At 60.7% G+C, this 23,239-nt stretch carries 23 protein-coding genes; 15 read left to right on the top strand and 8 right to left on the bottom strand.

Annotated elements, in window-relative coordinates; translation table 11 throughout:
• From R1W00_RS17790 to R1W00_RS17800, 3 genes are all read left to right on the top strand, one after another.
• Window positions 1-928: porin (locus R1W00_RS17790; RefSeq protein WP_317264124.1), on the top strand; the 928-nt coding region annotated here is incomplete at its 5' end.
• A 121-nt stretch (window positions 929-1,049) separates the two neighbouring features.
• Window positions 1,050-3,209: a sulfotransferase gene (locus R1W00_RS17795; protein ID WP_317264125.1), complete on the top strand. Its 2,160-nt coding sequence runs from the start codon at window positions 1,050-1,052 to the stop codon at window positions 3,207-3,209.
• A gap of 10 nt (window positions 3,210-3,219) precedes the next feature.
• The gene (locus R1W00_RS17800) at window positions 3,220-3,873 is read left to right on the top strand and encodes a YggS family pyridoxal phosphate-dependent enzyme (protein ID WP_317264126.1); all 654 of its coding nucleotides are present in this window, start codon (window positions 3,220-3,222) and stop codon (window positions 3,871-3,873) included.
• On the opposite strand, the gene R1W00_RS17805 is transcribed toward R1W00_RS17800, so the two are convergent.
• Window positions 3,870-4,367 carry a L,D-transpeptidase gene (locus tag R1W00_RS17805; RefSeq protein ID WP_317264163.1) on the bottom strand — a complete coding sequence of 166 codons (498 nt, stop codon included), beginning with the start codon at window positions 4,365-4,367 and terminating at the stop codon, window positions 3,870-3,872. The genes R1W00_RS17800 and R1W00_RS17805 overlap by 4 nt on opposite strands.
• Window positions 4,367-5,458, bottom strand: a complete 1,092-nt coding sequence (gene ribA, locus R1W00_RS17810) for a GTP cyclohydrolase II (RefSeq protein WP_317264127.1) — start codon at window positions 5,456-5,458, stop codon at window positions 4,367-4,369. The genes R1W00_RS17805 and ribA overlap by 1 nt, the downstream gene beginning before the upstream one ends.
• 168 nt (window positions 5,459-5,626) lie before the next feature.
• Here ribA and R1W00_RS17815 point away from each other — a divergent pair, with 168 nt between their 5' ends.
• The 5 genes from R1W00_RS17815 to R1W00_RS17835 all read left to right on the top strand — a co-directional run bounded on the left by R1W00_RS17815 (window position 5,627) and on the right by R1W00_RS17835 (window position 9,161).
• Window positions 5,627-6,313 carry a response regulator transcription factor gene (locus R1W00_RS17815; protein WP_317264128.1) on the top strand — a complete coding sequence of 229 codons (687 nt, stop codon included), beginning with the start codon at window positions 5,627-5,629 and terminating at the stop codon, window positions 6,311-6,313.
• A gap of 206 nt (window positions 6,314-6,519) precedes the next feature.
• Window positions 6,520-7,308 (top strand): exodeoxyribonuclease III, encoded by a 789-nt coding sequence (locus R1W00_RS17820; protein WP_317264129.1) that lies wholly within the window; start codon window positions 6,520-6,522, stop codon window positions 7,306-7,308.
• A gap of 90 nt (window positions 7,309-7,398) precedes the next feature.
• Window positions 7,399-8,310, top strand: coding sequence for a thioredoxin (trxA, locus tag R1W00_RS17825; protein ID WP_317264130.1), 912 nt, complete (start codon window positions 7,399-7,401; stop codon window positions 8,308-8,310).
• Window positions 8,311-8,337: 27 nt separating this feature from the next.
• Window positions 8,338-8,982, top strand: coding sequence for an LON peptidase substrate-binding domain-containing protein (locus tag R1W00_RS17830; RefSeq protein ID WP_317264131.1), 645 nt, complete (start codon window positions 8,338-8,340; stop codon window positions 8,980-8,982).
• Window positions 8,979-9,161, top strand: coding sequence for a Trm112 family protein (locus tag R1W00_RS17835; RefSeq protein ID WP_317264132.1), 183 nt, complete (start codon window positions 8,979-8,981; stop codon window positions 9,159-9,161). The genes R1W00_RS17830 and R1W00_RS17835 overlap by 4 nt, the downstream gene beginning before the upstream one ends.
• Here R1W00_RS17835 and R1W00_RS17840 read toward each other — a convergent pair.
• Window positions 9,158-10,384, bottom strand: coding sequence for a UbiH/UbiF/VisC/COQ6 family ubiquinone biosynthesis hydroxylase (locus tag R1W00_RS17840; protein ID WP_317264133.1), 1,227 nt, complete (start codon window positions 10,382-10,384; stop codon window positions 9,158-9,160). The two genes, R1W00_RS17835 and R1W00_RS17840, sit on opposite strands and share 4 nt — an antisense overlap.
• Window positions 10,385-10,463: 79 nt before the next feature.
• Here R1W00_RS17840 and R1W00_RS17845 point away from each other — a divergent pair, with 79 nt between their 5' ends.
• The 4 genes from R1W00_RS17845 to R1W00_RS17860 all read left to right on the top strand — a co-directional run bounded on the left by R1W00_RS17845 (window position 10,464) and on the right by R1W00_RS17860 (window position 16,851).
• On the top strand, window positions 10,464-11,792 hold the full coding sequence (locus R1W00_RS17845; protein WP_317264134.1) for an amidase: 1,329 nt from the start codon (window positions 10,464-10,466) through the stop codon (window positions 11,790-11,792).
• Between the two features lie 118 nt (window positions 11,793-11,910).
• Window positions 11,911-13,101 carry an aminotransferase class I/II-fold pyridoxal phosphate-dependent enzyme gene (locus R1W00_RS17850; protein ID WP_317264135.1) on the top strand — a complete coding sequence of 397 codons (1,191 nt, stop codon included), beginning with the start codon at window positions 11,911-11,913 and terminating at the stop codon, window positions 13,099-13,101.
• Window positions 13,102-13,111: 10 nt separating this feature from the next.
• Window positions 13,112-16,150, top strand: coding sequence for a DNA translocase FtsK (locus R1W00_RS17855; RefSeq protein ID WP_317264136.1), 3,039 nt, complete (start codon window positions 13,112-13,114; stop codon window positions 16,148-16,150).
• Between the two features lie 92 nt (window positions 16,151-16,242).
• A complete protein-coding gene (locus tag R1W00_RS17860) occupies window positions 16,243-16,851 on the top strand; it encodes an outer membrane lipoprotein carrier protein LolA (protein WP_317264137.1) in 609 nt (202 codons plus the stop codon).
• Window positions 16,852-16,866: 15 nt separating this feature from the next.
• On the opposite strand, the gene R1W00_RS17865 is transcribed toward R1W00_RS17860, so the two are convergent.
• Window positions 16,867-17,445, bottom strand: coding sequence for a lytic transglycosylase (locus R1W00_RS17865; RefSeq protein ID WP_317264138.1), 579 nt, complete (start codon window positions 17,443-17,445; stop codon window positions 16,867-16,869).
• Between the two features lie 75 nt (window positions 17,446-17,520).
• A complete protein-coding gene (locus R1W00_RS17870) occupies window positions 17,521-18,402 on the bottom strand; it encodes an AEC family transporter (protein ID WP_317264139.1) in 882 nt (293 codons plus the stop codon).
• An 85-nt stretch (window positions 18,403-18,487) separates the two neighbouring features.
• Here R1W00_RS17870 and hspQ point away from each other — a divergent pair, with 85 nt between their 5' ends.
• On the top strand, window positions 18,488-18,814 hold the full coding sequence (gene hspQ / locus R1W00_RS17875) for a heat shock protein HspQ (RefSeq protein ID WP_317264164.1): 327 nt from the start codon (window positions 18,488-18,490) through the stop codon (window positions 18,812-18,814).
• 8 nt (window positions 18,815-18,822) lie between these two features.
• On the opposite strand, the gene R1W00_RS17880 is transcribed toward hspQ, so the two are convergent.
• The 3 genes from R1W00_RS17880 to R1W00_RS17890 all read right to left on the bottom strand — a co-directional run bounded on the left by R1W00_RS17880 (window position 18,823) and on the right by R1W00_RS17890 (window position 21,272).
• Window positions 18,823-20,403, bottom strand: coding sequence for a gamma-glutamyltransferase family protein (locus R1W00_RS17880; protein WP_317264140.1), 1,581 nt, complete (start codon window positions 20,401-20,403; stop codon window positions 18,823-18,825).
• A gap of 72 nt (window positions 20,404-20,475) precedes the next feature.
• A complete protein-coding gene (locus R1W00_RS17885; RefSeq protein ID WP_317264141.1) occupies window positions 20,476-20,916 on the bottom strand; it encodes an ATP-binding protein in 441 nt (146 codons plus the stop codon).
• 11 nt (window positions 20,917-20,927) lie between these two features.
• Complete coding sequence (locus R1W00_RS17890; RefSeq protein ID WP_317264142.1) at window positions 20,928-21,272, bottom strand: STAS domain-containing protein; 345 nt, start codon at window positions 21,270-21,272, stop codon at window positions 20,928-20,930.
• Window positions 21,273-21,369: 97 nt separating this feature from the next.
• On the opposite strand from R1W00_RS17890, the gene R1W00_RS17895 reads away from it, so the two are divergent.
• Entirely contained in the window at window positions 21,370-21,828 is a 459-nt protein-coding gene (locus tag R1W00_RS17895; protein ID WP_317264143.1) for a GAF domain-containing protein, read from the top strand.
• Between the two features lie 208 nt (window positions 21,829-22,036).
• Window positions 22,037-23,230 carry an aspartate aminotransferase family protein gene (locus R1W00_RS17900; RefSeq protein WP_317264144.1) on the top strand — a complete coding sequence of 398 codons (1,194 nt, stop codon included), beginning with the start codon at window positions 22,037-22,039 and terminating at the stop codon, window positions 23,228-23,230.
• Window positions 23,231-23,239: the final 9 nt, after the last annotated feature.

Here is a 23,239-nt window from a genome sequence, read left to right on the forward strand (position 1 = left end):
TCTCTTTGCTACTACGGCCCTGGTTGCTTCGGCTGGCTTCGCTGCGGCGGACGTAAATCTCTCCGGTTCGGCTGAAATCGGTATTTTTGACGATGGCGTTACCGACACCCAGTTCCACAGCGATCTGGACATCCGTTTCACCCTGTCGGGCGAGTCGGACAACGGCCTGACCTTTGGCGCGACCATCGATCTGGACGAAATCGGTGATGACGATCCCGCTGGTGTCGTCGCTGGTGACCCGATCGACGCTAACCCGAACAACGGCGACCCGGTTGAAGAACTGGCTGTGTTCGTTTCGGGCGGCTTCGGTACCGTAACCCTGGGTGACGTTGACGGCGCTCTGGCTTGGGCTCTGGCCGATCTGGAAATCGCTGCCGGCGCGATCGCTGACGACCAAACCACGCACGCCGGCTTCTCGGAAGCTGACGAGTTCGACGGTCTGAACGACGGTCAAATCCTGCGTTACGACTACTCGTTCGGCCACTTCGGCGTTGCTGCATCGCTGGAACTGGATGACTCGGGTTCGGCTGATGATGTTTACGGTCTGGGTCTGACCTACGGCACCGACCTGGGCGGCATCGCTCTGGGCTTTGGCCTGGGTTACCAAGACGGTGGTTCGACCTACGGCGACATCGTTGGTGTGTCGGTTGACGCTGACTTTGGCAACGGTTTCGAAGCTGTCCTGAACTACTGGGAACTGTCGGCTGGCACCGCAACGACCGACAACGACTACATCGGCGTTGCTCTGGGTTACACCGTTGACGCACTGTCGTTCACTGTAAACTACGGTGAGTTCGACACCGGCGCAGACGGCTTTGGTCTGGCTGCGAACTACGATCTGGGCGGCGGTGCTGTTGTTCAGTTCGGTTACGGCGACAGCTCGACCGGCACCGACACCTTCTCGCTGGGTGTAGCAATGTCGTTCTAATCCTCCCAAGGATTACGATCGGAAAGGGCGGGCCATTTGGTCCGCTCTTTTCTTTTGTGGCATTCGACATGGCGCGACCGGCGTGCTAGCCAACAACAAACGATTGATCCGAGGGTTTCGAATGCTGCCGCTAAGTTCTGCGCAAATCAAATCGACCTATGAACAGGCGATGAAACTGATGTCTGCGGGCAAGTTGGATGAGGCGGATAAGATGTTCGCGCACGTCGCGGCATCCGCGCCAAAACTGGCCGAACCGCATTTTCAACGCGGACGTATTTCCTTGTTGCGCCGTCAGCCGGGTCCGGCGCTGTTGCACCTTGCAAATGCACGTCGGCTCAAGCCGAAAGAGAGCGCGATTTGGATGATGACGGCGGAAACGCTGGGCAAAGTCGGTGACGGTGCGCAAAACAGCGCGTTTTTGGCCGAGGCCAAGGCGGCGAACCTGCCCGCGAGCCTATTGGTGACGCTGCAAAACCACCTTGCCAAACCGGTCAGCCAGAAACCGTCCGCCGGAACCGCGCCGCCCGCCGAGGTGCAGGCGGTGATCCAACTGGTCGAAACCGGTAAATTCGCCGAGGCCGAGCGCCGCGCCAAGGCTCTGCTGACCGTCCATCCGGATGCCGCGATTCTGGTTCTGGTTATGGCTAATGCGCAGTTTTCTATGGGTAAAATGCGTGATGCCGAGGCGAATTATCGCAAGGCAACCGCTATGGCCCCAAATTACGCCGAGGCGCATAACACCTTTGGTCGGTTCCTGATCGAAAGTGACCGTGTGGGTGAGGGCATTCAGCGCGTGCAACAGGCCCTCAAACTGTCGCCGAAACTGCCGCTGGGGTATCAGAACCTCGGGATCGGGATGATGCGCGCGGGCAGCAATGACAAGGCAGAACAGGCCTTTCGCGAGGCGCTGAAGCTGAACAAGAACCTGCCGGAAAGCTATGCGTTCCTTGCGCGGGTCTATGTAAACAGTGACCGCGCCGAGGCCGCGATTGCGGTCTATGACGATGCATTCAAGGCGGGGGTAAAGCTTCCGATCTTTTGGGCGCGCCGTGCCGAGGCACGTGGCAAGGCGGGTGATCAGGAGGGCGCACTGGCCGATTTCGCGACCGCCGTGGAAAAGGGCCCGAGCAACCCGATGATCTGGTCCCTACGTGGTATGTATCTGCAAACATTGGGGGATTTCGATGCAGCCGAGGCCGATTTCCGCAAGGCGATCGAATTGAACCCCAAGATGGGCGAGACCTATCGCACCTTCTTTGCCTCTTATAAGGCGACGCCGGACGATCCTCTTGTCGCGCAAATGCAGGATCTTTTTGACAACGGCGGTCTTGATGACAACAGCAAGATGCACATGGGCTTTGCTCTTGCTCGCGCGAAGGAACAGCAGAAAGAATACGATCAGGTGTTCCGCTATCTGGATCCGGCGAACGATCTGATGCGCAAGAAATACCCCTACACCATCCAATCTCGCCGGATGGAGGTCGACGGCATCAAGACCGCGTTCGACGGCATCGATTTCACCAACATCAAACCGGTGCCGGGTGCGACAGATTTCGCCCCGATCTTCGTGACCGGCCTGCCGCGTTCGGGCACGACGCTTGTCGAACAGATCCTTGCCAGCCACAGCCGCGTTGACGGCGCAGGTGAGGTCGGGGTGTTCAACGGCGAACTGATGCGGATGCTGATCAAGCCGGATGGAAAGTCGTTCCATCATTTCAATGACTTACCGCAGGATAAACTTGCCACGCTCGGCTATCAGGTCGAAGAGCGTCTGCGCAAAATCTGCCCCGATGCCGAACGGATCACGGACAAGGCGATCCAGACGTTCAGCTATATCGGCGCGATCAAGGCCGTTATCCCGAACGCCCATATCGTTCTGGTCCGTCGCGATCCGCGCGACACCCTGCTGTCGATCTATAAAAACGTGTTTTCCGAGGGCAACCACCGCTACGCGTATAATCAGCGCGACCTTGGCCTCTATTACCGGATGTTCGAGGAAATCGTTGATTTCTGGCGCGAAAAGATGCCGGGCGGCTTCTATGAAATCTCCTATGAGGACCTGATCGAAAACCCCGAGGAAGAGGCGCGCAAACTGGTCGCGGCCTGTGATCTGGAATGGCAGGACGACTGTTTGAACTTCCACCAGAATGACCGCCGTGTGGCGACGCTCAGCCTCGCGCAGGTGCGTCAACCGATCTACAAAACGTCCCAAGCGGCGTGGAAAAGGTTCGAAAACGATCTGGCCCCGATGATTGAGGCCTTGGGCGACGCGGTAGACTAAGGAGGCCATCATGGGGTTGAGCGATATTCAAAACGCGATGGCCAAGGCCGCCACATCGGCGGGGCGCTCGGTCGATGATGTGACCCTGATCGCGGTGTCCAAGGTACAGCCGAACGAACGGGTTGAGGCGGTTTTGGCCGCAGGCCACCGCGTGTTCGGCGAGAACCGCGTGCAGGAAGCCGCCGGTAAGTGGCCGGAGTTCAAAGAGAAATACGGTGGGGTGGAATTGCACCTGATCGGCCCGTTGCAGAGCAACAAGGTCCGTGCGGCGTTAGAGCTGTTTGACGTGATCCACACGGTCGACAGTGAAAAGCTGGCCCGTCGTATCGCGTCAATCGGCGCGGAAATCGACCGTATCCCGCGCGTTTTCGTACAGGTGAACACGGGGGATGAGGATCAAAAAGCTGGCGTTCCGCTGGACGGTGTCGACGCATTGGTCGCGGAATGTCGCGACCTTGGCCTGCCGGTTGAGGGCCTGATGTGCATCCCACCGGTGAACGAAGAGCCCAGCCTGCATTTCGCCCTGTTGGCCAAAATCGCAGCGCGTAACAACCTGACCGGACTGTCCATGGGGATGAGCGGCGATTTTGAGCGCGCGATCGCCCTTGGCGCCACGCATGTCCGCATCGGTTCGGCGATTTTCGGTGACCGCGTAAAGGCTTAGCCCCGCACGATCAGTCGCGTGCCATAGGTGATATGGCGCGCGATCCACCGTAGGTCAGACCGCGAAAACGCCACGCAGCCCTCGGTCGGGTGGTGCGGTTTGCGCCATTGGTGGATGAAAATCGCGGACCCCGCGCCCTTTTCCGCGTAGGGCCAGTTCCAGTCTGTGATCACAACCAAATCGTACAGAGGATCGGCGCGGCGCAGACGCTCGTGCCCGAACGGGTGGGGCGCGCGGACCATCAGGTTATAGTCCGGATCGCGCACGTCATCGGACCACAAGTCACCAGGATGGATCGGCAGGGCCCAATCGGTGGGCCGCGCCATGCGGTCGGGACGGTAGAGCATCCCGACAATCTGGTGTTCGCCCACGGGGGTTGCGCCGTCGCCTTCGCGTTTGCGCCGTTTAATGCCACCACGTCCGATTGAGCACGCAAAATTGCGCCCGTAGAACCGCACGCCCGTCGGTGTCAGGACCAGATCGCGGGGCGTGATCACAACAGATGTCCCGACTTGGCCGCCTTGGTCGCAAGGTAGTTCGTATTGTGGGCGTTCTCCCCGACCTTGAGCGGAACGCGTTCGGTCACGTTGATGCCGTTTTGCTCCATCATCTTGATTTTATTCGGGTTGTTCGTCATCAGGCGGGTTGCGCTGAACCCCAGTTTGCGCAGCAGGGACGCCCCAATGCGAAAGTCCCGTTCGTCATCTTCGAACCCCAGACGGTGGTTCGCCTCGACCGTATCGAACCCCTGATCCTGCAAGGAATAGGCGCGCATCTTGTTGGTCAAACCGATGCCGCGTCCCTCTTGGTTGAGGTACAGCAACACGCCCGCGCCTTCCTCGCCCATTTGTGCCAGGGCGGCGTTCAACTGCGGTCCGCAATCGCATTTCAGGCTGCCCATCACATCGCCGGTGAAACAGGCCGAATGCAGGCGCGCCAGAACCGGTTCGTCGCGGGACGGATTGCCGATTTCGATGGCGTAATGTTCCTCGCCCCCGTCGTCAGGGCGGAACACATGCAGGCGGGTTTTTTCGGCGGCGGTGATCGGGACGCGGGCGTTGACCACGGCGTTCATCGGGCTGCTCAACGCCAGAGCCGTGTCCACCATCCCCGCATCCAGCACCGTCAGCCCGTGTTCGGCGGCGAACACGGCGGGCTCGGCAATGTCTTGAACCACAATCGCGGGCAAGAGGCGCGCGGATTTCACCACGCCAATCGCCGAACGGTGCAGTTTCGGGTCGCCACCACGGATCGCGGTGAACGGTCCCTTCATCGGATTGTTCAGATCATCGGCCGGATCTGACACAGATTTGATCCAGTTAGCGCAGGCGTGCGAGGGCACTTTTAGCCGCGCGATGTCCCCGTCATAGACAAAGGCGTTCAAGGTTTCGGCGCGGCGCGCGGTGATCGTCAGGGTCAGTTCGGGTCCGAATCCGGCCAATGCTGAAAGGCGTTCAGGCGTCAGAGTCTCGGCAGATACAAAGACCACCGCGCCGTTTTCGCCCCGCAAAACAACCGGAACACCCATGCGCAAATCAGCGCGGGCGCGGGCGATGCGTTCATCAGCAGACAGGCCAAGAGTCATAAGAAAACCGTTTTCGTCGTTATTTATGCAACAGGTAGTAACCTGTGTTGCGAAAAGATGAAACATAACCCTTCTGAGCGACACGGTTGCGTGATCTTTTGAAAGGTAATCTTGTCGTTCTGACCAACTATCAACATTTGGAGGTCAACGAAACGAGGAGCGCCAAAGATGGGCAATTTGAAAAAGATCCTGCTGGTCGATGACGACGAAGATCTTCGCGAAGCGTTGAGCGAACAGCTTGTAATGACAGAAGACTTTGACGTCTTTGAGGCCAACAACGGGGCCTCGGCGATGGATAAGGCCAAAGAGGGGATCTATGATCTGGTCATCCTCGACGTGGGTCTGCCGGATACCGATGGTCGTGAACTGTGCCGCCTGATGCGCAAGCAAGGCGTGAAATGTCCCATCCTGATGCTGACCGGTCACGATAGCGATGCTGACACGATCTTGGGTCTGGATGCAGGCGCCAACGACTATGTGACCAAGCCGTTCAAGTTCCCCGTCCTTCTGGCCCGTATCCGCGCCCAGCTGCGCCAGCATGAACAGTCCGAAGATGCTGTATTCCAGCTTGGTCCGTATACGTTCAAGCCCGCGATGAAGGTTCTGGTTACCGATGACGAACGCAAAATTCGTCTGACCGAGAAAGAAACCAACATCCTGAAATTCCTGTACCGTGCGTCCGAGGGCGTTGTGGCACGCGATGTGCTGTTGCATGAGGTATGGGGCTATAACGCCGGCGTAACGACCCACACGCTGGAAACCCACATCTACCGTCTGCGCCAAAAGATTGAGCCCGATCCTTCGAATGCGCGTCTGCTGGTGACGGAAAGCGGCGGCTACCGTCTGGTGGCCTGATCGGTCGGGGCGTCCGCGCCCCGCCACACGAATAGCGAACCCCGTTCACGTCCGGGACATAGACGTGACCTCCCTGTTGGACTGGCCCTCGATTTTTCGAGGGCCTTTTTTTCGTGAACAGGTTTCAGGCTTGGCCGGGCAGGGGCGGCTTGCCCCCGCTGGGACGCGGCACTAACCTGCGCGCAACTTTGATGCAGGAGACGCGCATGCCCTTTACCGTGGCCACATGGAACATCAACTCGGTCCGCTTGCGTGAGCCGCTGGTCCTGAAACTCTTGGCCGAAGAGGCCCCCGATGTTCTGTGCCTGCAGGAATGCAAAAGTCCGGTTGAGAAAATCCCGACCGCAGGCTTTGCCGAACTGGGCTATACCCACATGGTTGCGCGCGGCCAAAAGGGGTATAACGGCGTTGCGATCCTGTCCAAACTGCCCCTGACGGATGCGGGCGATCAGGATTTCGCGGGTCTGGGCCACGCCCGCCATGTCGCGGCACGTTTGGAAAATGGCGTGACGATCCACAACTTTTATGTGCCTGCGGGCGGGGACAAACCCGACCGTGAGGTGAACGAAAAGTTTGGGCAAAAGCTGGACTATCTGACCGACATGCGCGACGCGTTCTTTGCGGATCAACCCGAAAAATCCATTTTGGTGGGCGATCTGAACATTGCCCCGCGCGAAGACGATGTTTGGAACCACAAGAACCTGCTGAAGATTGTCAGCCACACCCCGATTGAGGTCGACCATCTGGGGCAGGTGATGGATGCGGGCAAATGGGTCGACATCACGCGTCAGGACATCCCCGAGGGGTTGCTCTATAGCTGGTGGTCGTACCGCGCCAAGGATTGGGACGCGGCGGATAAGGGGCGGCGCTTGGACCACGTCTGGGCCACGCCCGATATTTCCAACGCGGCGCACGGCTCGCGCGTGTTGCGTGATGCGCGCGGTTGGGAACAGCCCAGCGACCACGCCCCCGTCTTCGCGACATTCGATTTGTAATCACGGGGCCCAAATCCGGTTTGGGCCTTTTCCTTTGGGGCGATCACGCCCATATATGAGCATCATCTTAGATTGGTTTGGGGGCAGAATATGCTGGAGCTGGGCGGAAATCCGACGACACAGGCGCAAGACGGCGACTTGATCAAGGATATCGGTGAAGCGACCTTTATGCAGGACGTGATTGAGGCCTCTGCCGAGGTGCCGGTCATCGTCGATTTCTGGGCCCCGTGGTGTGGCCCGTGCAAGGCGCTTGGCCCCGCGCTTGAGGACGCTGTGCGCAAGGCCGGTGGCCGTGTCAAAATGGTCAAGGTCAACGTCGACGAAAACCAAGGCATTGCGGCGCAACTGCGCATCCAATCCATTCCGACCGTCTATGCCTTTCACCAAGGCCGCCCCGCCGATGGGTTCCAAGGCGCGGTATCGCCTGCGGAAATCACCGATTTCGTGAACCGTGTGGCCGATCTGGGCGGGGACGGTGGTCTGTCCGAGGCCGTCGAGGCCGCCGAGGCGATGTTGGCCGAGGGCGCGGTCGAAGACGCCGCGCAAACCTTTGCCGCCATTCTGGGTGAGGACCCCACCAACGCCGCCGCATTCGGCGGTCTGGTGCGTGCGCATCTGGCACTGGAACAGCTGGAAGAGGCCGAGGCCCTGTTGGCGTCCGCCCCTGCCGAAATCCAAGGGTCCAAGGAATATGAGGCCGCTGTCGCGCAACTGGAGCTGTTGAAACAGGCCCAAGATGCCGGTCCTGTGGCCGAATTGCGCGCCGCCGTGGACGCCGAACCTGACAACCATCAGGCCCGTTTCGATCTGGCGCAGGCGCTGCACGCTGCCGGTGATGTTGAGGCGGCTGTGGATGAGTTGCTGGACCTGTTCCGCCGTGATCGCGAATGGAACAACGGCGCCGCCAAGGATCAGCTGTTCACCATTTTCGATGCTCTCAAGCCCCAGGATCCGGTTGTTTTGCGCGGTCGCCGTAAATTGTCGTCGATGATATTTGCCTGATCGCGTCGCGGCGCTAGGATTTTATCCATGCTCACGGCGAATGATCTTCCAGACACGATATCCCTGTTCCCCTTACCGGGGGCGCTGATGCTGCCGCGCGCGAACCTGCCGCTGCACATTTTTGAACCGCGTTATCTGGCGATGTTTGAGGATGCTTTGAAAACCCCGCATCGGTTGATCGGTATGATCCAACCGGTCGAGGTTCCGGGGCGCAGCGAAAAGGGCTTGCACGACATCGGCTGTGCGGGGCGCGTTACCGCGTTTTCGGAAACCGAGGACGGGCGGTATATGATCACCCTGACCGGCATTTCGCGGTTCCGTATCGTGACTGAAGAAAGCGGGTTCACCCCCTATCGCCGTGCCCGCGTCAAATGGACAGGATTTGAGGCGGATTTGGGCAAGGCCGAGACCGACCCCGATTTCGAACGCGACGGGTTTTTCGACCTTTTGGGGCGCTATTTCAACGAAATGGGTCTGTCGACGGATTGGGAAAGCCTGCAGAACGCCGAGGACGAATTGCTGATCAATTCGCTGTCGATGCTCTGTCCACTGGGCCCCGAGGAAAAGCAGGCGTTGTTGGAAACGCCGCACCTGTCTGACCGGCGTGAGACCTTGACCACCCTGCTGCAATTCGCCATTCGGGGTGGCGACAATGAGGATCGCCTGCAATGACCGACAACCCGAAATCCGACCGCCGTATGCTTGAATCCCTGATCTGTCCGGTGACGCACGCCGTTCTGTCCTATGACGCCGAGCGTCAGGAACTGGTGTCCAAGGCCGCGAACCTTGCCTTTCCGATCCGCGACGGCATTCCGATCATGCTGGTGGATGAGGCGCGCCCGCTAGACTAAAGCGGACGGCCAAGCATCAGGCGCGGTAGGTCTCCGTTCAGGCCAGCGGCCTCACGGATGAACCGGCGGCGCAGGTTCGGCATCGAATTCACCACGCCCATCCCCAAATCACGCACCCCGCGCAAAATCGGGTTGTCGTTCGAGAACAGCTTGTTGAACCCGTCCGTCGCGGCGGCAAGCGTCGCTGTATCCCACCGGCGCCACGTCTGATAGCGTTCCAGAACATTGATCGCGCCGATGTCTTCGCCCCGCCGTGCGGCATCGACCAGAACCTCGGCCAAGGCACCCACATCCCGCAGCCCAAGGTTCAACCCCTGACCCGCAATCGGGTGCACCCCATGCGCCGCATCCCCGACTAGGGCCAGACGCGGTTTCACAAACGCATTGGCAAGCGTCAGGTTCAACGGATAGCTGAACCGCACACCGGCCAGTTCGATATCCCCAAGGAAATCGCCAAACCGCGGGCGCAGCGTGTCCATATACTCCGCGTCGTCCATCGCATTGATGCGCGCGGCCATGTCGTGGCTTTCGCTCCAGACGATAGAGGACCGGTTACCCGGCAAGGGCAGGATCGCCAATGGGCCGGGCGGCATAAAAAACTGATGCGCGATGCCATTGTGCGGGCGTTCATGGCCGATGGCACAGACCAGTGCGGTTTGACCGTAATCCCAACCCGTGCGGGAAATCCCCGCGCGCTCGGCCGTGCCGCTTTTGCGGCCATCCGCGCCGACCAGAACCTTGCCCCGCAACGTCCGACCCGAGGCCAGCGTGACGGTCGCGCCATTGGCTTCGATATCCTGCGCGATGACGGTTTCGCCCGACAGATGCGTCACCTTGGGGTGGTTTTCCAGCGCCTCCAGAAACGCCACGCGCAGATACCGGTCCTCGACCATATATCCCATCGGGCCCTCTTCGATTTCGGCATGGTCGAATTCCAGAATGAACGGCGAGGGGCCTTCACCTGCGCGCCCGTCGCTGACCTTGATCTCTAGCATCGGCTGGGCGCGATCGCCGACCGCGCCCCAGATGCCGATGGCCGCCAGCATTTTCTGCGATGCCAGCGCAAGCGCATAGCTGCGCCCGTCGAACGTGTCCTGTTCGCGTGCCTGCGCAGGCAGGGCGTCGATAATCGTGACCGTCTGTCCCGCATCCGCAAGGGCCAGCCCAAGGGCAGGGCCGTTCAGGCCCCCACCCACGATGATGATATCTGAATCGTAGCTCATGCACCGCAATATGCGCGCCTGAACGGGATTGTCCATGCGCCCGCGTGCCGCTAGCGTGCGCTAAGTTCAGGAGGTCGTGATGAGCCAAGCAAATTCCATGGGCGCGGTGGCGCTGGGCCGTGAAATCGCACGCGGAAATGTCGATCCCGTGGATTTGGTGGCCGAGACGCTGGACGCGATTGCGAACCACCCGTTTGGCGACCGGATTTATGCGCGCACCACCCCCGAACGCGCCATGGCCGAGGCGACAGCGGCCCGCGAACGCGCCCGCGCGGGGTTGCGCACGGGGCCGTTGGATGGCGTGCTGATTTCGTGGAAGGATCTGTTTGACACGGCGGGCACGGCGACCGAGGCGGGGTCGAAATTGCTGACCGGGCGGGTGCCGGATGCAGACGCCCATGTGCTACAGGTCGCGACCCACGCGGGCACGGTGTGCATTGGCAAAACCCACATGACCGAATTGGCGTTCTCCGGCCTTGGCCTGAACCCCTCGACGGCCAGCCCGCCCTGTATCAACGATCATGACGCGGTGTCGGGCGGATCGTCCTCGGGGGCGGCGACGTCGGTGGCGTTTGGACTTGCGGCGGCGGCGGTCGGGTCGGACACGGGCGGGTCGGTGCGGGTGCCCGCGGCGTGGAACGATCTGGTGGGTCTAAAAACCACATCGGGGCGGCTGTCGTTGCAGGGTGTTGTGCCCTTGGCCGCGCGGTTTGACACGGTCGGCCCGATCACCCGCAATGTTGAGGACGCGGCGGTCCTGTTCGCGACCCTTGCGGGGGTTAAGGCTCCCGATCTGCGCGGGGCGGACATCGCGGGGCGGCGGTTTCTGGTCCTGAGCACCATCGCGATGGACGACCTGTCGCCGCAATCGGACGCGGGGTTCGAGAGCAGTGTCAAACGCCTGCGCGACGCCGGTGCGATCATTGATCACGCCGATATCCCGCAGGTATCCGACGCGATGGCCCTGTCCGGTGTTCTCTATGCGCCCGAGGCCTACGGCACATGGCGCGACGTGATTGAGGCCGCGCCGGACAAGATGTTCCCGCCGATTTTGGCCCGTTTCCGTGGCGGGCGCGATTTCACAGCCGCCGACTACGTCAAGGCATGGCAGGATCTGGACCGCCTGCGCGCCGAATTCGCGGCGATGACGGCGGGCTATGACGTGGTGATCCTGCCGACGGTGGCGAACCTGCCACCCAATGCGGACCGGTTGCTGAGCGATCCCGACTATTTCACCGCCGAAAACCTGTTGGCGCTGCGTAACACGCGGATCGGGAACCTGATGGGGGGCTGTGCTCTGACCCTGCCGACGGGGGTGCCGTCCACGGGCATCATGTTCCTGACCCCGCATGGCGATGAGATGCGTTTGCTGCATCTTGGGGCAGCGGCGGAACGGGTCCTGACCTAAAAGCCACATTATCGCCCTGACAGGGTTGCGTTTTTCTGGACGGAGTCCGCGCGCTGGGCTATGCTCGGTCAAAACGGGGCGCAACGACCCCGGTCCATAAAGGCAGCAGAGCGGTCCCATGACCTCCTATCCAGAGCGGTTTTCGAACCTGCCCGAATACGCATTTCCGCGTTTGCGGACGCTTCTCGACGTACATGCGCCGGGCGGTGAAGTGATTCACATGACCATTGGTGACCCCAAGCACGACTTTCCGGCTTGGGTCACGGATGAAATCGTCGCCCATGCGGACGGTTTCCGGAACTACCCGACGAATGAGGGCGCGCCTGAATTGCTGGGCGCAATGGCCGGTTGGGTCAAATCCCGTTTCGACGTCGAGATTGATCCCGCGACACAGCTTTTGGCGCTGAACGGGACGCGTGAGGGTCTTTATAACGCCGCGATGGCACTGGCCCCTGAAACCAAGAACGGCCAATCGCCGATCGTTCTGATCCCGAACCCGTTCTATCAGGCCTATGCGGTGGCCGCCCTGTCCGTGGGTGCGACGCCGATGTATCTGCCCGCGACGCAGGACAACAATTTCCTGCCCGATTTCGCAGGCCTGTCGCCGGACGTTTTGAACCGCGTGACGATTGCCTATCTGTGCTCGCCCTCGAACCCCCAAGGGGCCGTGGCCAGCCGCGACTATTGGGAGACCCTGATCGGTCTGGCCGAGAAGTACGATTTCAAGGTCTTCGCCGACGAATGCTATAGCGAGATTTACCGCGAAGAGGGCAATCCGCCCGTGGGGGCCCTGACCGTCGCGCGTGATATGGGCGCGGACCCCGAACGTATCGTGGTGTTCCATTCCCTGTCCAAACGGTCGAACCTTGCCGGTTTGCGCTCGGGCTTTGCGGCCAGTGGGCCGGAGAACATCCGCCGGATGCGTCTGCAACGGTCCTATTCCGGCACGCCCGTGCCCCAGCCGCTGCAGATGGCATCGGCGCGGGTCTGGTCGGACGAAGAACACGTGATCGCCAGCCGCGCCCTCTATCAGGACAAGTTCCGCGCCGCCGATGAGATCCTTGGCAATGTGCCGGGCTATTTCCCGACGCAGGCGGGCTTTTTCCTGTGGTTGCCGGTCGAGGATGGCGAAGAGGCGGCCCTGCGCCTGTGGACCGAAACCGGCGTGCGGGTTCTGCCGGGTGCCTATCTGGCGCGTGAGGCGGACGGGTTTAACCCCGGCGCCAAGTATATCCGGGCCGCGATGGTGGCCCCAAAAGAAGAAATGAAGCGCGGGCTGATCCAGCTACGCGACTGTTTGTACGGGTAAGGGAAGGCGCATGGCATCGTATCAGTCCAAGCATCGCGATCCTCTGTTTGACACCAACATGCAGGCGGCCATCGAACGACGTGGCCGCGAACTGATGGGGCTTGCCCTGTTGGGGTTGGGGATTTTGACCTGCATGATGCTGGCCTCATACGTGCCCGAAGATCCCAGTTGGATGGCCGCGACGGATGCACCGGCGGCGAACCTGCTTGGCCGGTTTGGCGCGTCTATCGCGTCGCCCTTGCATGTGATTGTGGGGCTTGGTGCATGGGCGCTGGGCCTTGCGTTTCTGGGTTGGGGTGCGCGATTTGCGCTGCACCAAGGGGCCGACCGTGTCCTGAGCCGTGCGATTTTCACCCCGATTGCTATCGCGCTGGCCTCGGTTTTTGCGGCGACCCTGACGCCCGGTGAAAGCTGGACCCATGAATTCGGCATGGGCGGTCTGTTCGGTGATACCGTGACGGCGGCGTTGCTGAATGTGATCCCGCTGCCGCTGGCGCTGGGCCTCAAATTCCTCAGCCTGCTGTCGCTGGGCGCGTTCATCGCGATCATGCTGTTTGTTACCGCGTTTAACCGGCGCGAGATGTTCCTGATCGGGCGGTATCTGTTGATCGGTCTGATCGTGGCCTATGACGGGTTGATGCGGTTGCTGGGCCGTGGGGCAAGCGGCGCCTACCGCGGCGCGCAGACCCTGCATGCCCGTCAGAAAACCCGCCGCGAGGTTCGTGTTTCGACCGCCGGTCATACCGAGCCGTCGCTGGTCCGTCGCGCCCCCGTGGTCGCACAGGATGACGATGACGAGGTCCTGTATGAGGACATGCCGCAAGACACCCGCCCGACCAAGGGTTTCCTGTCGCGGATGCCGTCCCTGATCCGTCGCGCGCCCGATCCCGAACCCGAATGGGTGGAGCAGGCCCTGCCGGAGGCCGTGGCCGACATGGAACCCGTGTCCGAGGAACGCATCAAGGCGCGCATCGCCGACGTGATCCGCAGCCGCGCCCGTACCCAAGCACAAACCGCACCGGCCCGCCGCGCCGAGCCGCCGTTGCAGGCTGCACCGGCAGCATCCCGCGCGGAACCGCCGCTGAGCGCGCCGTCCGCCAATGGCGCGGGCCTTGCCACCGCCGCAATGGCGCGCCGTCGTGGGCCGAAACCCCTGATCCTGACGGAGCCGCCCGCAGGCGACATGGCCGAACTGATCGACGATCAGGAAATCACCAACGTCTTTGTCGAGCCGCAGGAATTTGCCGCCCCGCCGCAGCCGCTGGTCGACGAGGTTGAGGTCGATTTTGACGCTTATGGCTATGACGAACGCGACTTTGACGACCGTGTGTATGATGAGCCGTCGTTCGATGAACCGGCCTATGATGAACCCGTTGCCGCCGTGCCCGAGGTCCCCGTTGCCGCATATCGCGCGCCCGCCGCGCCGGAACCCAAAAAGGTCGTGCAGCATCCGGTGAAACGCGCCGTTCAACCGTCGCGCCGCGCCCAGCAAGAGGCCCAACCAGCCCTGCAGTTTGAGGACACGGGCGCCGAGTATGAACATCCGCCCCTCAGCCTGTTGACCAACCCCGTCAGCATTGAGCGTCACCACCTGTCCGATGAAGCGTTGGAAGAAAACGCGCGGATGCTGGAAAACGTTCTGGATGATTACGGCGTCAAAGGCGAAATCGTCTCGGTCCGCCCCGGTCCCGTTGTCACCATGTACGAACTGGAACCCGCGCCGGGTCTCAAGGCCAGCCGCGTGATCGGTCTGGCTGACGATATCGCGCGCAGCATGTCCGCCCTGTCGGCCCGTGTCTCCACCGTTCCGGGGCGCAGCGTGATCGGGATCGAATTGCCGAACGCCAACCGCGAAAAGGTGGTTCTGCGCGAAATCCTGTCGGCCCGTGATTTCGGCGACAGCAACATGCGCCTGCCCCTTGCACTTGGCAAAGACATCGGCGGCGATCCGGTTGTCGCGAACCTTGCCAAGATGCCCCACCTCTTGATCGCGGGGACGACCGGTTCGGGTAAGTCGGTGGCGATCAACACGATGATCCTGTCGCTGCTCTACAAACTGACGCCGGATGAATGCCGGTTGATCATGATCGACCCCAAGATGTTGGAGCTGTCGGTCTATGACGGCATTCCGCACCTGTTGTCACCGGTTGTGACCGACCCGAAAAAGGCGGTTGTCGCCCTGAAATGGGTCGTCGGCGAGATGGAAGAGCGCTATCGCAAGATGTCCAAAATGGGCGTGCGTAACATCGATGGCTATAATGGTCGTGTGCGTGATGCACAGGCCAAGGGCGAGATGTTCAAGCGCACGGTTCAGACCGGCTTTGACGATGAGACGGGCGAACCCATGTTCGAGACCGAGGAATTCGCGCCCGAAACCCTGCCTTATATCGTCGTCATTGTGGACGAGATGGCCGACCTGATGATGGTCGCGGGCAAAGAGATTGAGGCCTGTATCCAACGTCTGGCCCAGATGGCCCGTGCCTCGGGTATTCACCTGATTATGGCGACCCAGCGTCCGTCGGTTGACGTGATCACCGGCACGATTAAGGCGAACTTCCCCACCCGTATCTCGTTCCAGGTGACCGGCAAAATCGACAGCCGCACGATCCTCGGTGAGCAGGGCGCGGAACAGCTGCTGGGCATGGGCGATATGCTGTACATGGCCGGTGGTTCGCGCATCACGCGTGTGCACGGGCCCTTCGTCAGTGACGAAGAGGTCGAGGAAATCGTGACCTACCTCAAGGCCTATGGCCCGCCCGATTATGTCGGCGGCGTAGTTGAGGGGCCCGATGACGACAAAGAGGCCGATATTGACGCGGTTCTGGGTCTGAACACCGGTGGCAACACCGATATGGAAGACGCCCTTTACGACACCGCTGTGGCGATTGTCCTGAAGGACCGGAAATGCTCGACCTCTTACATTCAGCGCAAGCTGTCGATTGGCTATAACAAGGCCGCGCGACTGGTTGAGCAGATGGAAGAGAACGGCGTCGTCTCCCCCGCGAACCACGTGGGTAAACGCGAAATTCTGGTGCCTGAACAGGGATAACCGGCGGCGTGATATCGCCTATCAGGCGGGGAATGCCTATGTCTGGTCCAAGGCGGGGTTTTCCCGCGTCGATCAGTGCTTAGGTATATCGAATGAAACTCGCACGACGTACATTTATGGCAGGATTGGCGGCACTGACCGCCCGTCCCGCATTCGCAGCCGACATGCTGTCGCTGGATCAGATCTCAACCTATCTGAACAGTTTTACCACCGCACAGGCCACATTCCGACAGAGGAACGCTGATGGCTCGGTTTCCACCGGTCGTCTGTTCCTGAAACGGCCCGGTCGCGCGCGGTTTGAATATGATCCGCCCAACGACGCGTTGGTCCTTGCGGGGGGCGGACAGGTGGCGATCTATGACAACCGCATCAAGCAGCGCCCCGAGCAATATCCGTTGAAACGGACGCCTCTGAACCTGATCCTTGAGCGCAAGGTCGACCTCAGCCGGCGCAGCATGGTCGTCGGCCACAGCGGCAACGCCACCCATACCTCGGTCGTGGCCCAAGACCCCGAGCATCCGGAATACGGCTATATCGAACTGATCTTTGAAAATGCGCCGGTGCGTTTGGCGCAGTGGACGATCGACAACGGCGCGGGTCAGCAAACCTTGGTCGAACTGTCGGAACTGGAAACCGGCGTCGAATTGGGCGCGCGGATGTTCAACATTGTTCAGGAAACGGCGGAACGGACGGGGCAATAACGCCCCGTCGATACCTTAGCGGCAGCGCGTCAACTGGGACCGGTAGGTGTCCGCGCGCGCCGCAACCTGATCTGCCACACGGACAAGCCAGCTTTTGCTACGGTAACTGCCACGGGCGTAGCCGGTGTGGCCCTCATGATAGGCAAGGTACTGATTGCGCGCATCCGACAGGGCGATGCCGTTGCGATCGCGCGTTTTGTTCATGTACCAGCCGATGAAATCCGACGCGTCATAGATGTCATCGCGGTCCGCGCCACGGCGACCGGTGTCCTTGCGGTATTCGTCCCATGTCCCGTCCAGCGCCTGCGCGTATCCATAGGCCGAGCTCTGCCGCCCCATCGGGATAATCCCGAGGACGTATTGCACTGGCGTGCGCGCATCACCGTCAAAACGGCTCTCTTGATAGATCGTGGCCATCTGGACATGCACGGGCACGCCCCATTTCCGTTCGGTCCGCTTGAACGCCTTAAGGTACTTAGGGCGCTGATCGACGATGCTACAGGCATTGTCCAGATTGCGCGGGGGCGATTTGTCCCCGCCGCTACAACTGGCGACCAGCATCAACAATAGTACGGCGCGAAGAAGTCTGCTCATCTGCCTCTCGCTTTCTTTGTGTTTTGGGCAGAATACGCAAAAATGATGCCGGTTGAAACGGGTTTGCGGGAAAACCTAGATCAAAAATGCGAGCAATAGCGGAACCAGGCCGACCGACAGCAAAGTCGACACCACAACCAGACCCGCAACCGCGTCATCATCCGCGCCGTATTTCACGGCCAGCATATAGGACGTCACCGCCACGGGCGTCGCCAATTGGACCGTCAGAACGGCCAAGGCCATGCCGCTTAGACCGAATGCCATGCCGATCCCCAGACCGGCGGCCACACAGACCGCAGCCTTGACCAAGGACAGGATTAACGCCCGCCCAAGACGCCCGGGATGCAAGCGCGCAACCGCGACCCCAAGTGTGATCAGCATGATCGGAATCGCGATTTGTCCGATCAATTCCAATGTGTTGGTCAGAACCCGTGGCGTTTGCCACCCTTGGGACAGGAAAATGCCGCCAAGGATCGTGGCGGCCACGATGGGTTCCTTGATGACCTTGGTCAACGATCCGCCGCCCGTCACGACCCAAATGCCGAATGTGAACGACCCGATGGCCATGACTGCGAACACCACGACCGCATATCCCAACCCGTCCTGACCAAAGGCAAACAGGGCCAAGGGCATGCCGATATTGCCCGTATTTCCGAACACCAGCGGCGCAAGATAAGTGCGCACGTCCAACCGGAACAACAGGATGATCGCGTAAAACGCCACCGCAATCGCGGCATAGGACACAGTCGCCGCAATCGACACGGTGGTCAGGGCGACCGGATCGACCTCTGTCTGCATCAACGAGGTAAAGATCAGACAGGGCACGGACAGGGTCATCGCAAGGCGCGTGACGAACTCGACCCGATACTCAAACCCCAGCTTGACCCAGCTAAACCCAATGGCGGCAAGCAAAAATACGGGCGCGACGATCTCTAATACTGTGACAAAGAGGTTCACAGACTGTTTCCTGTTTTCAAAAGTGTTTTCATGGACATTCCCCCGCCCGTCCCTTTAGAAATAGGAGTTGGGGGAATGCAACATGATGCAAAAGACGCAGGCCAAGTATCATTTGGGACAAATCGTGCGCCACCGGAAACATCCGTTTCGCGGTGTGATTTTTGACGTGGATGCGAAATTCTCGAATACCGAGGAATGGTATGACGCCATCCCCGAAGACAGCCGCCCCGCCAAGGATCAGCCGTTTTACCATCTGCTGGCCGAAAACGACCAAAGCTATTACGTGGCCTACGTGTCGGAACAAAATCTGGTGCCCGACCAGACGGGGCAGCCCGTTCAACACCCCGATGTCGAAGACATCTTTGGTGAGTTTGAGAACGGCCATTACCCCCTGCAGTTCCAGCTGAACTAAGCACCCGATCAGTATCCCAGCGCACAGCCGTCTTTGCGCGGGTCCGATGCGCCCTGCAACACGCCGGTGTCTTCGTCGATCAGAATCGCTTGGGCCCCGCCGATGGGGGCGCTGGGCGTGTCGACCTTGTGGCCCATCTCGGCCAGTTTCGCGCGGACATCGTCGGAATAGCCGCGCTCGACCTGCATCGTGCCCGCGTCCGAGAAACAGCGCGGCGCGTCGATGGCTGCCTGCGGGTGCAGGCCATAATCCACGATATTGGTCAGAACCCGCGCGTGCCCGTTGGGTTGATAGGCGCCGCCCATGACGCCGAACGGCATGATGACCTTGCCGTTTTTGCGCAGCATCGCGGGGATGATCGTGTGCATCGGACGTTTGCCGCCCTTGGCCTCGTTCGCGTGGCCCTCTTGCAGGGTAAAGCCCGCGCCGCGGTTCTGAAATCCGATGCCGAATTTCTGTGACGCAAGGCCCGAGCCAAAGCTGTGGAACACTGAATAGATCAGGGACACAACCATCCGGTCCTTGTCCACCACGGTCAGATAGATGGTGTCCTTGTGCACCGCCTCGGACGTCACATGCGCATCGGCCATGGCGCGGGTCGGGTCGATCAGGCCGGCCAGACGCGCGGCCGTATCAAGGGACAGCATATGGTCCAGACGCGACATGTGATCGGGGTCGGCCACGAACCGGTCACGGGCGTTATAGGCCAGTTTGGCCGCCTCGGCCTCGATATGGGCGCGCTCGGCCCCCCACGGGTCCATGTTCGGCAGGTCAAAATTCGACAGGATATTCGCCATCAGGATCGCGGTCGCGCCTTGGCCGTTCGGCGGATGCTCAACCAGTTCGATGTCTTTATAGGTGCCCGAGATCGGGGTCGTGTAATCACAGCGCGTATTCGCCAGATCGTCCAGCGTATGGACCCCGCCCAGCGCGTTTAGGGAGTTGGCGATATCCTCGGCGACCTCGCCTTCATAGTAACCCTCGCGCCCGTCTGTCGCGATTTTGCGGAGGACCTCGGCCTGACCGAGGGCGCGGAACACCTGACCGACTTTGGGGGGCTGGTCGTTGAACAGGTAATGACGGCGCGCGTCGCCCTGCAGTTTATCCGCCGCCTCGGCCCAATCGAAGGCCGTGCGCGGCGCGACCGGGACACCATGTTCGGCGTAATAGATCGCGGGGGCCAGAGAGGTCGCTAGACCGATCTTGCCCCAATCCTTGGACAGGCGGCAGAACGCGTCGATAGCACCGGGGACAGTGACCGCATCGGCGGTGTTCAGGGGCACGGTTTTCAGACCCCGCGCACGCATCTCTGCGGCGTCCAGTGCGGCGGGCGCACGCCCCGATCCGTTCAGGGCAACGATGTCATCCGAACCGGCCGGTTTCAGCAGGACAAAGCAGTCCCCACCGATCCCCGTCATTTGGGGTTCGCAAATGCCCAACAGAACGGCACCTGCAATCGCGGCGTCAACGGCGTTACCGCCGGCCTCTAGGATTTGGACCGCGACCTTGGCGGCAAGCGGATGCGACGTTGCACACATCCCGTTCTGGGCGAAAACGGCAGAGCGTCCAGGTTTATGAAAATCTCGCATTGTAATGCTGTCCCCCCGAATTTTGGGACAGTTTGGCCAATCATTTTTACCAATGTAAAGGGCGAAACGGTCTTAAACGGCCTCTGTCATCCCGATTTCCGGACCCGCGCTTAGCGGCATGCGGCATTGCAATTGGTTCACCCCGTCCTTGCGGTTGTAGGAAATGTCTTCGGTTAAGGCGTGGATCAAAGGCCAGCCAAACCCGCCCTCGGGCAGATCAAGCGGATCGGGCAGGGTTTTATGCTCCATCAAAAAGTCGGGCAAAACCCCGCCTTGATCACAGATTTCCAGCCGCAGCGCGCCCTGTTCGACCTCTAGAGTCACACTGACATCGCCGCCTGTATCCGCGGGATAGCCATGTTCGGCCACGTTGTTCAGCAGTTCCGCCAGAACCAGTTCGACCTCTCCGACGTCATCGACAACCCCGTGCAGCCATTCGCGTAGATACAGCAGACATTCCCGCACCTTGGGCGGTGTGGCGGGAAACCGGACGGACGCACGCGTTTCGCTCACTGCGCCCCCCATCATGCGGCCGCCCCTGGCGCGCCAAGCGCGTCATCGACCGAGTCGTGGATTCGGAATACGCGGTCCATACGGGTCAGGCGAAACACCTTGGCGACGTTTGGGGTTAGCCCGCTGAGGATCAGTTGCCGGTCCTTGCCCAGATGTTTCATCACCGCGACAACGGCGCCCAAACCCGAACTGTCCAGAAAATCGACCCGCGCCAGATCCAGCAGGACCTGTTTAGGCCCATCGGCGATCAACCCGCGCACGGTGTCCTTGAACTGAATCGCGACCGAGGCATCGATGCGAGGTTCGTCCACATGGATGATCAGAACATCATCCGTCGTTTGTGTATTCAGTTGCATTTTATCTTTCCCTACCTTCGCTTTACAGGCAGGCTAGAATGGTTTTCTTACCAATCCGTAACCGTGTAAAAGCCTGATAAAACGAAAGGGTTTCGCGATGCGTGCTGACTATCCCCGACTGGCCAAGGTGATTGCGTCCCTGACCAAGGACGAAACCGATGAGGTCGCGATAATGGCGACCATGGCGTGTGAGCTGCATCACAGCGATGACCGGTTCAGTTGGACAGGGTTTTACCGCGTGGTGTCCGACGGGTTGTTGAAGGTCGGGCCGTATCAGGGTGGGCATGGCTGTCTGGTCATTCCATTCTCGCGCGGGGTTTGCGGCGCGGCGGCGCGCACGGGGGAAACGCAACTGGTCGATGATGTGGATGCGTTTCCGGGGCATATCGCCTGTTCCTCGGCCACGCGGTCGGAAATCGTGTTGCCGGTGTGGAACGGTCGGGGTGATCTGATCGCCGTTCTGGACATCGACAGCGAAGAGCCCGAGGCCTTTACCCAGATCGACGCGGACGCCCTGCGCACCATTCTGGACGCCACATTCGGGCGGCTTTATTAACGCGCGATTGATTTCAGTAGACAGACGCCCGCAAAGGTCCTATGCGGGCGCCATGATCACTTTGCGCACAGATAACTGCCTGCGACGTCGACGCGCCCGCGTCTGACCTGTGATCCCGTGCGCCCATAACGCGCATTTTCCTTCCCAAAGCGTTGACTTGACCCTGTCCCTAGGGCACCAATCTGCTTCTATTTCTGAGGGCACCTCTATGATTTCGTCGATCCTGCCGACCTATAACCGGACTTCCTTTGCGTTTACCCACGGCCAAGGCGCGTGGCTGTACACCGAAGACGGGCGACGTTTTCTGGATTTCGGCGCGGGTATTGCGGTGAACGCGCTGGGCCATGCGAACCCTGACCTGATTCAGGCGCTGACCGATCAGGCGTCCAAGGTGTGGCACCTGTCGAACCTCTATCAGATCCCCGAGCAAAAGGCGCTGGCCGATGCTCTGGTCGATCAGACCTTTGCCGACACCGCGTTTTTCACCAACTCGGGCACGGAATGCTGTGAACTGGTCGTGAAAATGGTGCGCAAATACTGGTACGAAAAGGGCCAGCCCGAGCGCGTCAAGATCATTACCTTTAGCGGTGCGTTCCACGGTCGGTCCTCGGCGGCGATTGCGGCGGTGAACACCGAAAAAATGGTCAAAGGCTTTGGTCCGTTGCTGCCCGGTTTCATTCAGCTGGAATTCGGCGATCACGAGGCCCTGCAAGAGGCCGCGCGCGATCCCGAAGTGGCCGCGATCATGATCGAACCCGTGCAGGGCGAGGGCGGCATTCGCCCCGTCCCCGATCAGTGCCTCAAGGGGCTGCGCGATCTGTGTGATGAAACCGGCGCGTTGCTGGTCATGGATGAGGTCCAGTGCGGCGTTGGCCGGACGGGCAAGTTGTTCGCGCATGAATGGGCGGGGATCGAACCCGATGTGATGATGGTGGCCAAGGGCATCGGCGGTGGCTTTCCGCTGGGCGTTGTTCTGGCAACCGAGGATGCGGCAAGCGGCATGACCGCAGGTACGCACGGATCGACCTATGGCGGCAACCCGCTGGGCTGTGCCGTGGGGAAACGCGTTTTGGACATCGTGGGCGATCCCGCCTTTTTGCAGGACGTATCGCGCAAGGCCGGTGCGCTGCGCCAGTCGCTAGAGGGGCTCGTCGCCGAATACCCCGATGTGTTTGAAAGCGTGCGCGGTTCGGGCCTGATGCAGGGTCTGAAATGTGTGGCCCCTGCGGGCGATGTCGTGGCCGCGGGCTATGACGCCGAATTCCTGTCGGTACCTGCCGCCGACAACGTGGTGCGCCTGTTGCCGCCGCTGAACATCTCTGACGACGAAATCACCGAGGCCGTGGCGCGTTTGCATACCGCCGCCGCCGCCGTGCGGGCCAAAGCGACCGCGCAAACATAAGATAAGGCG

The organism is Rhodovulum sp. FJ3 (assembly GCF_032918305.1).
GTDB lineage: Bacteria > Pseudomonadota > Alphaproteobacteria > Rhodobacterales > Rhodobacteraceae > SAT37.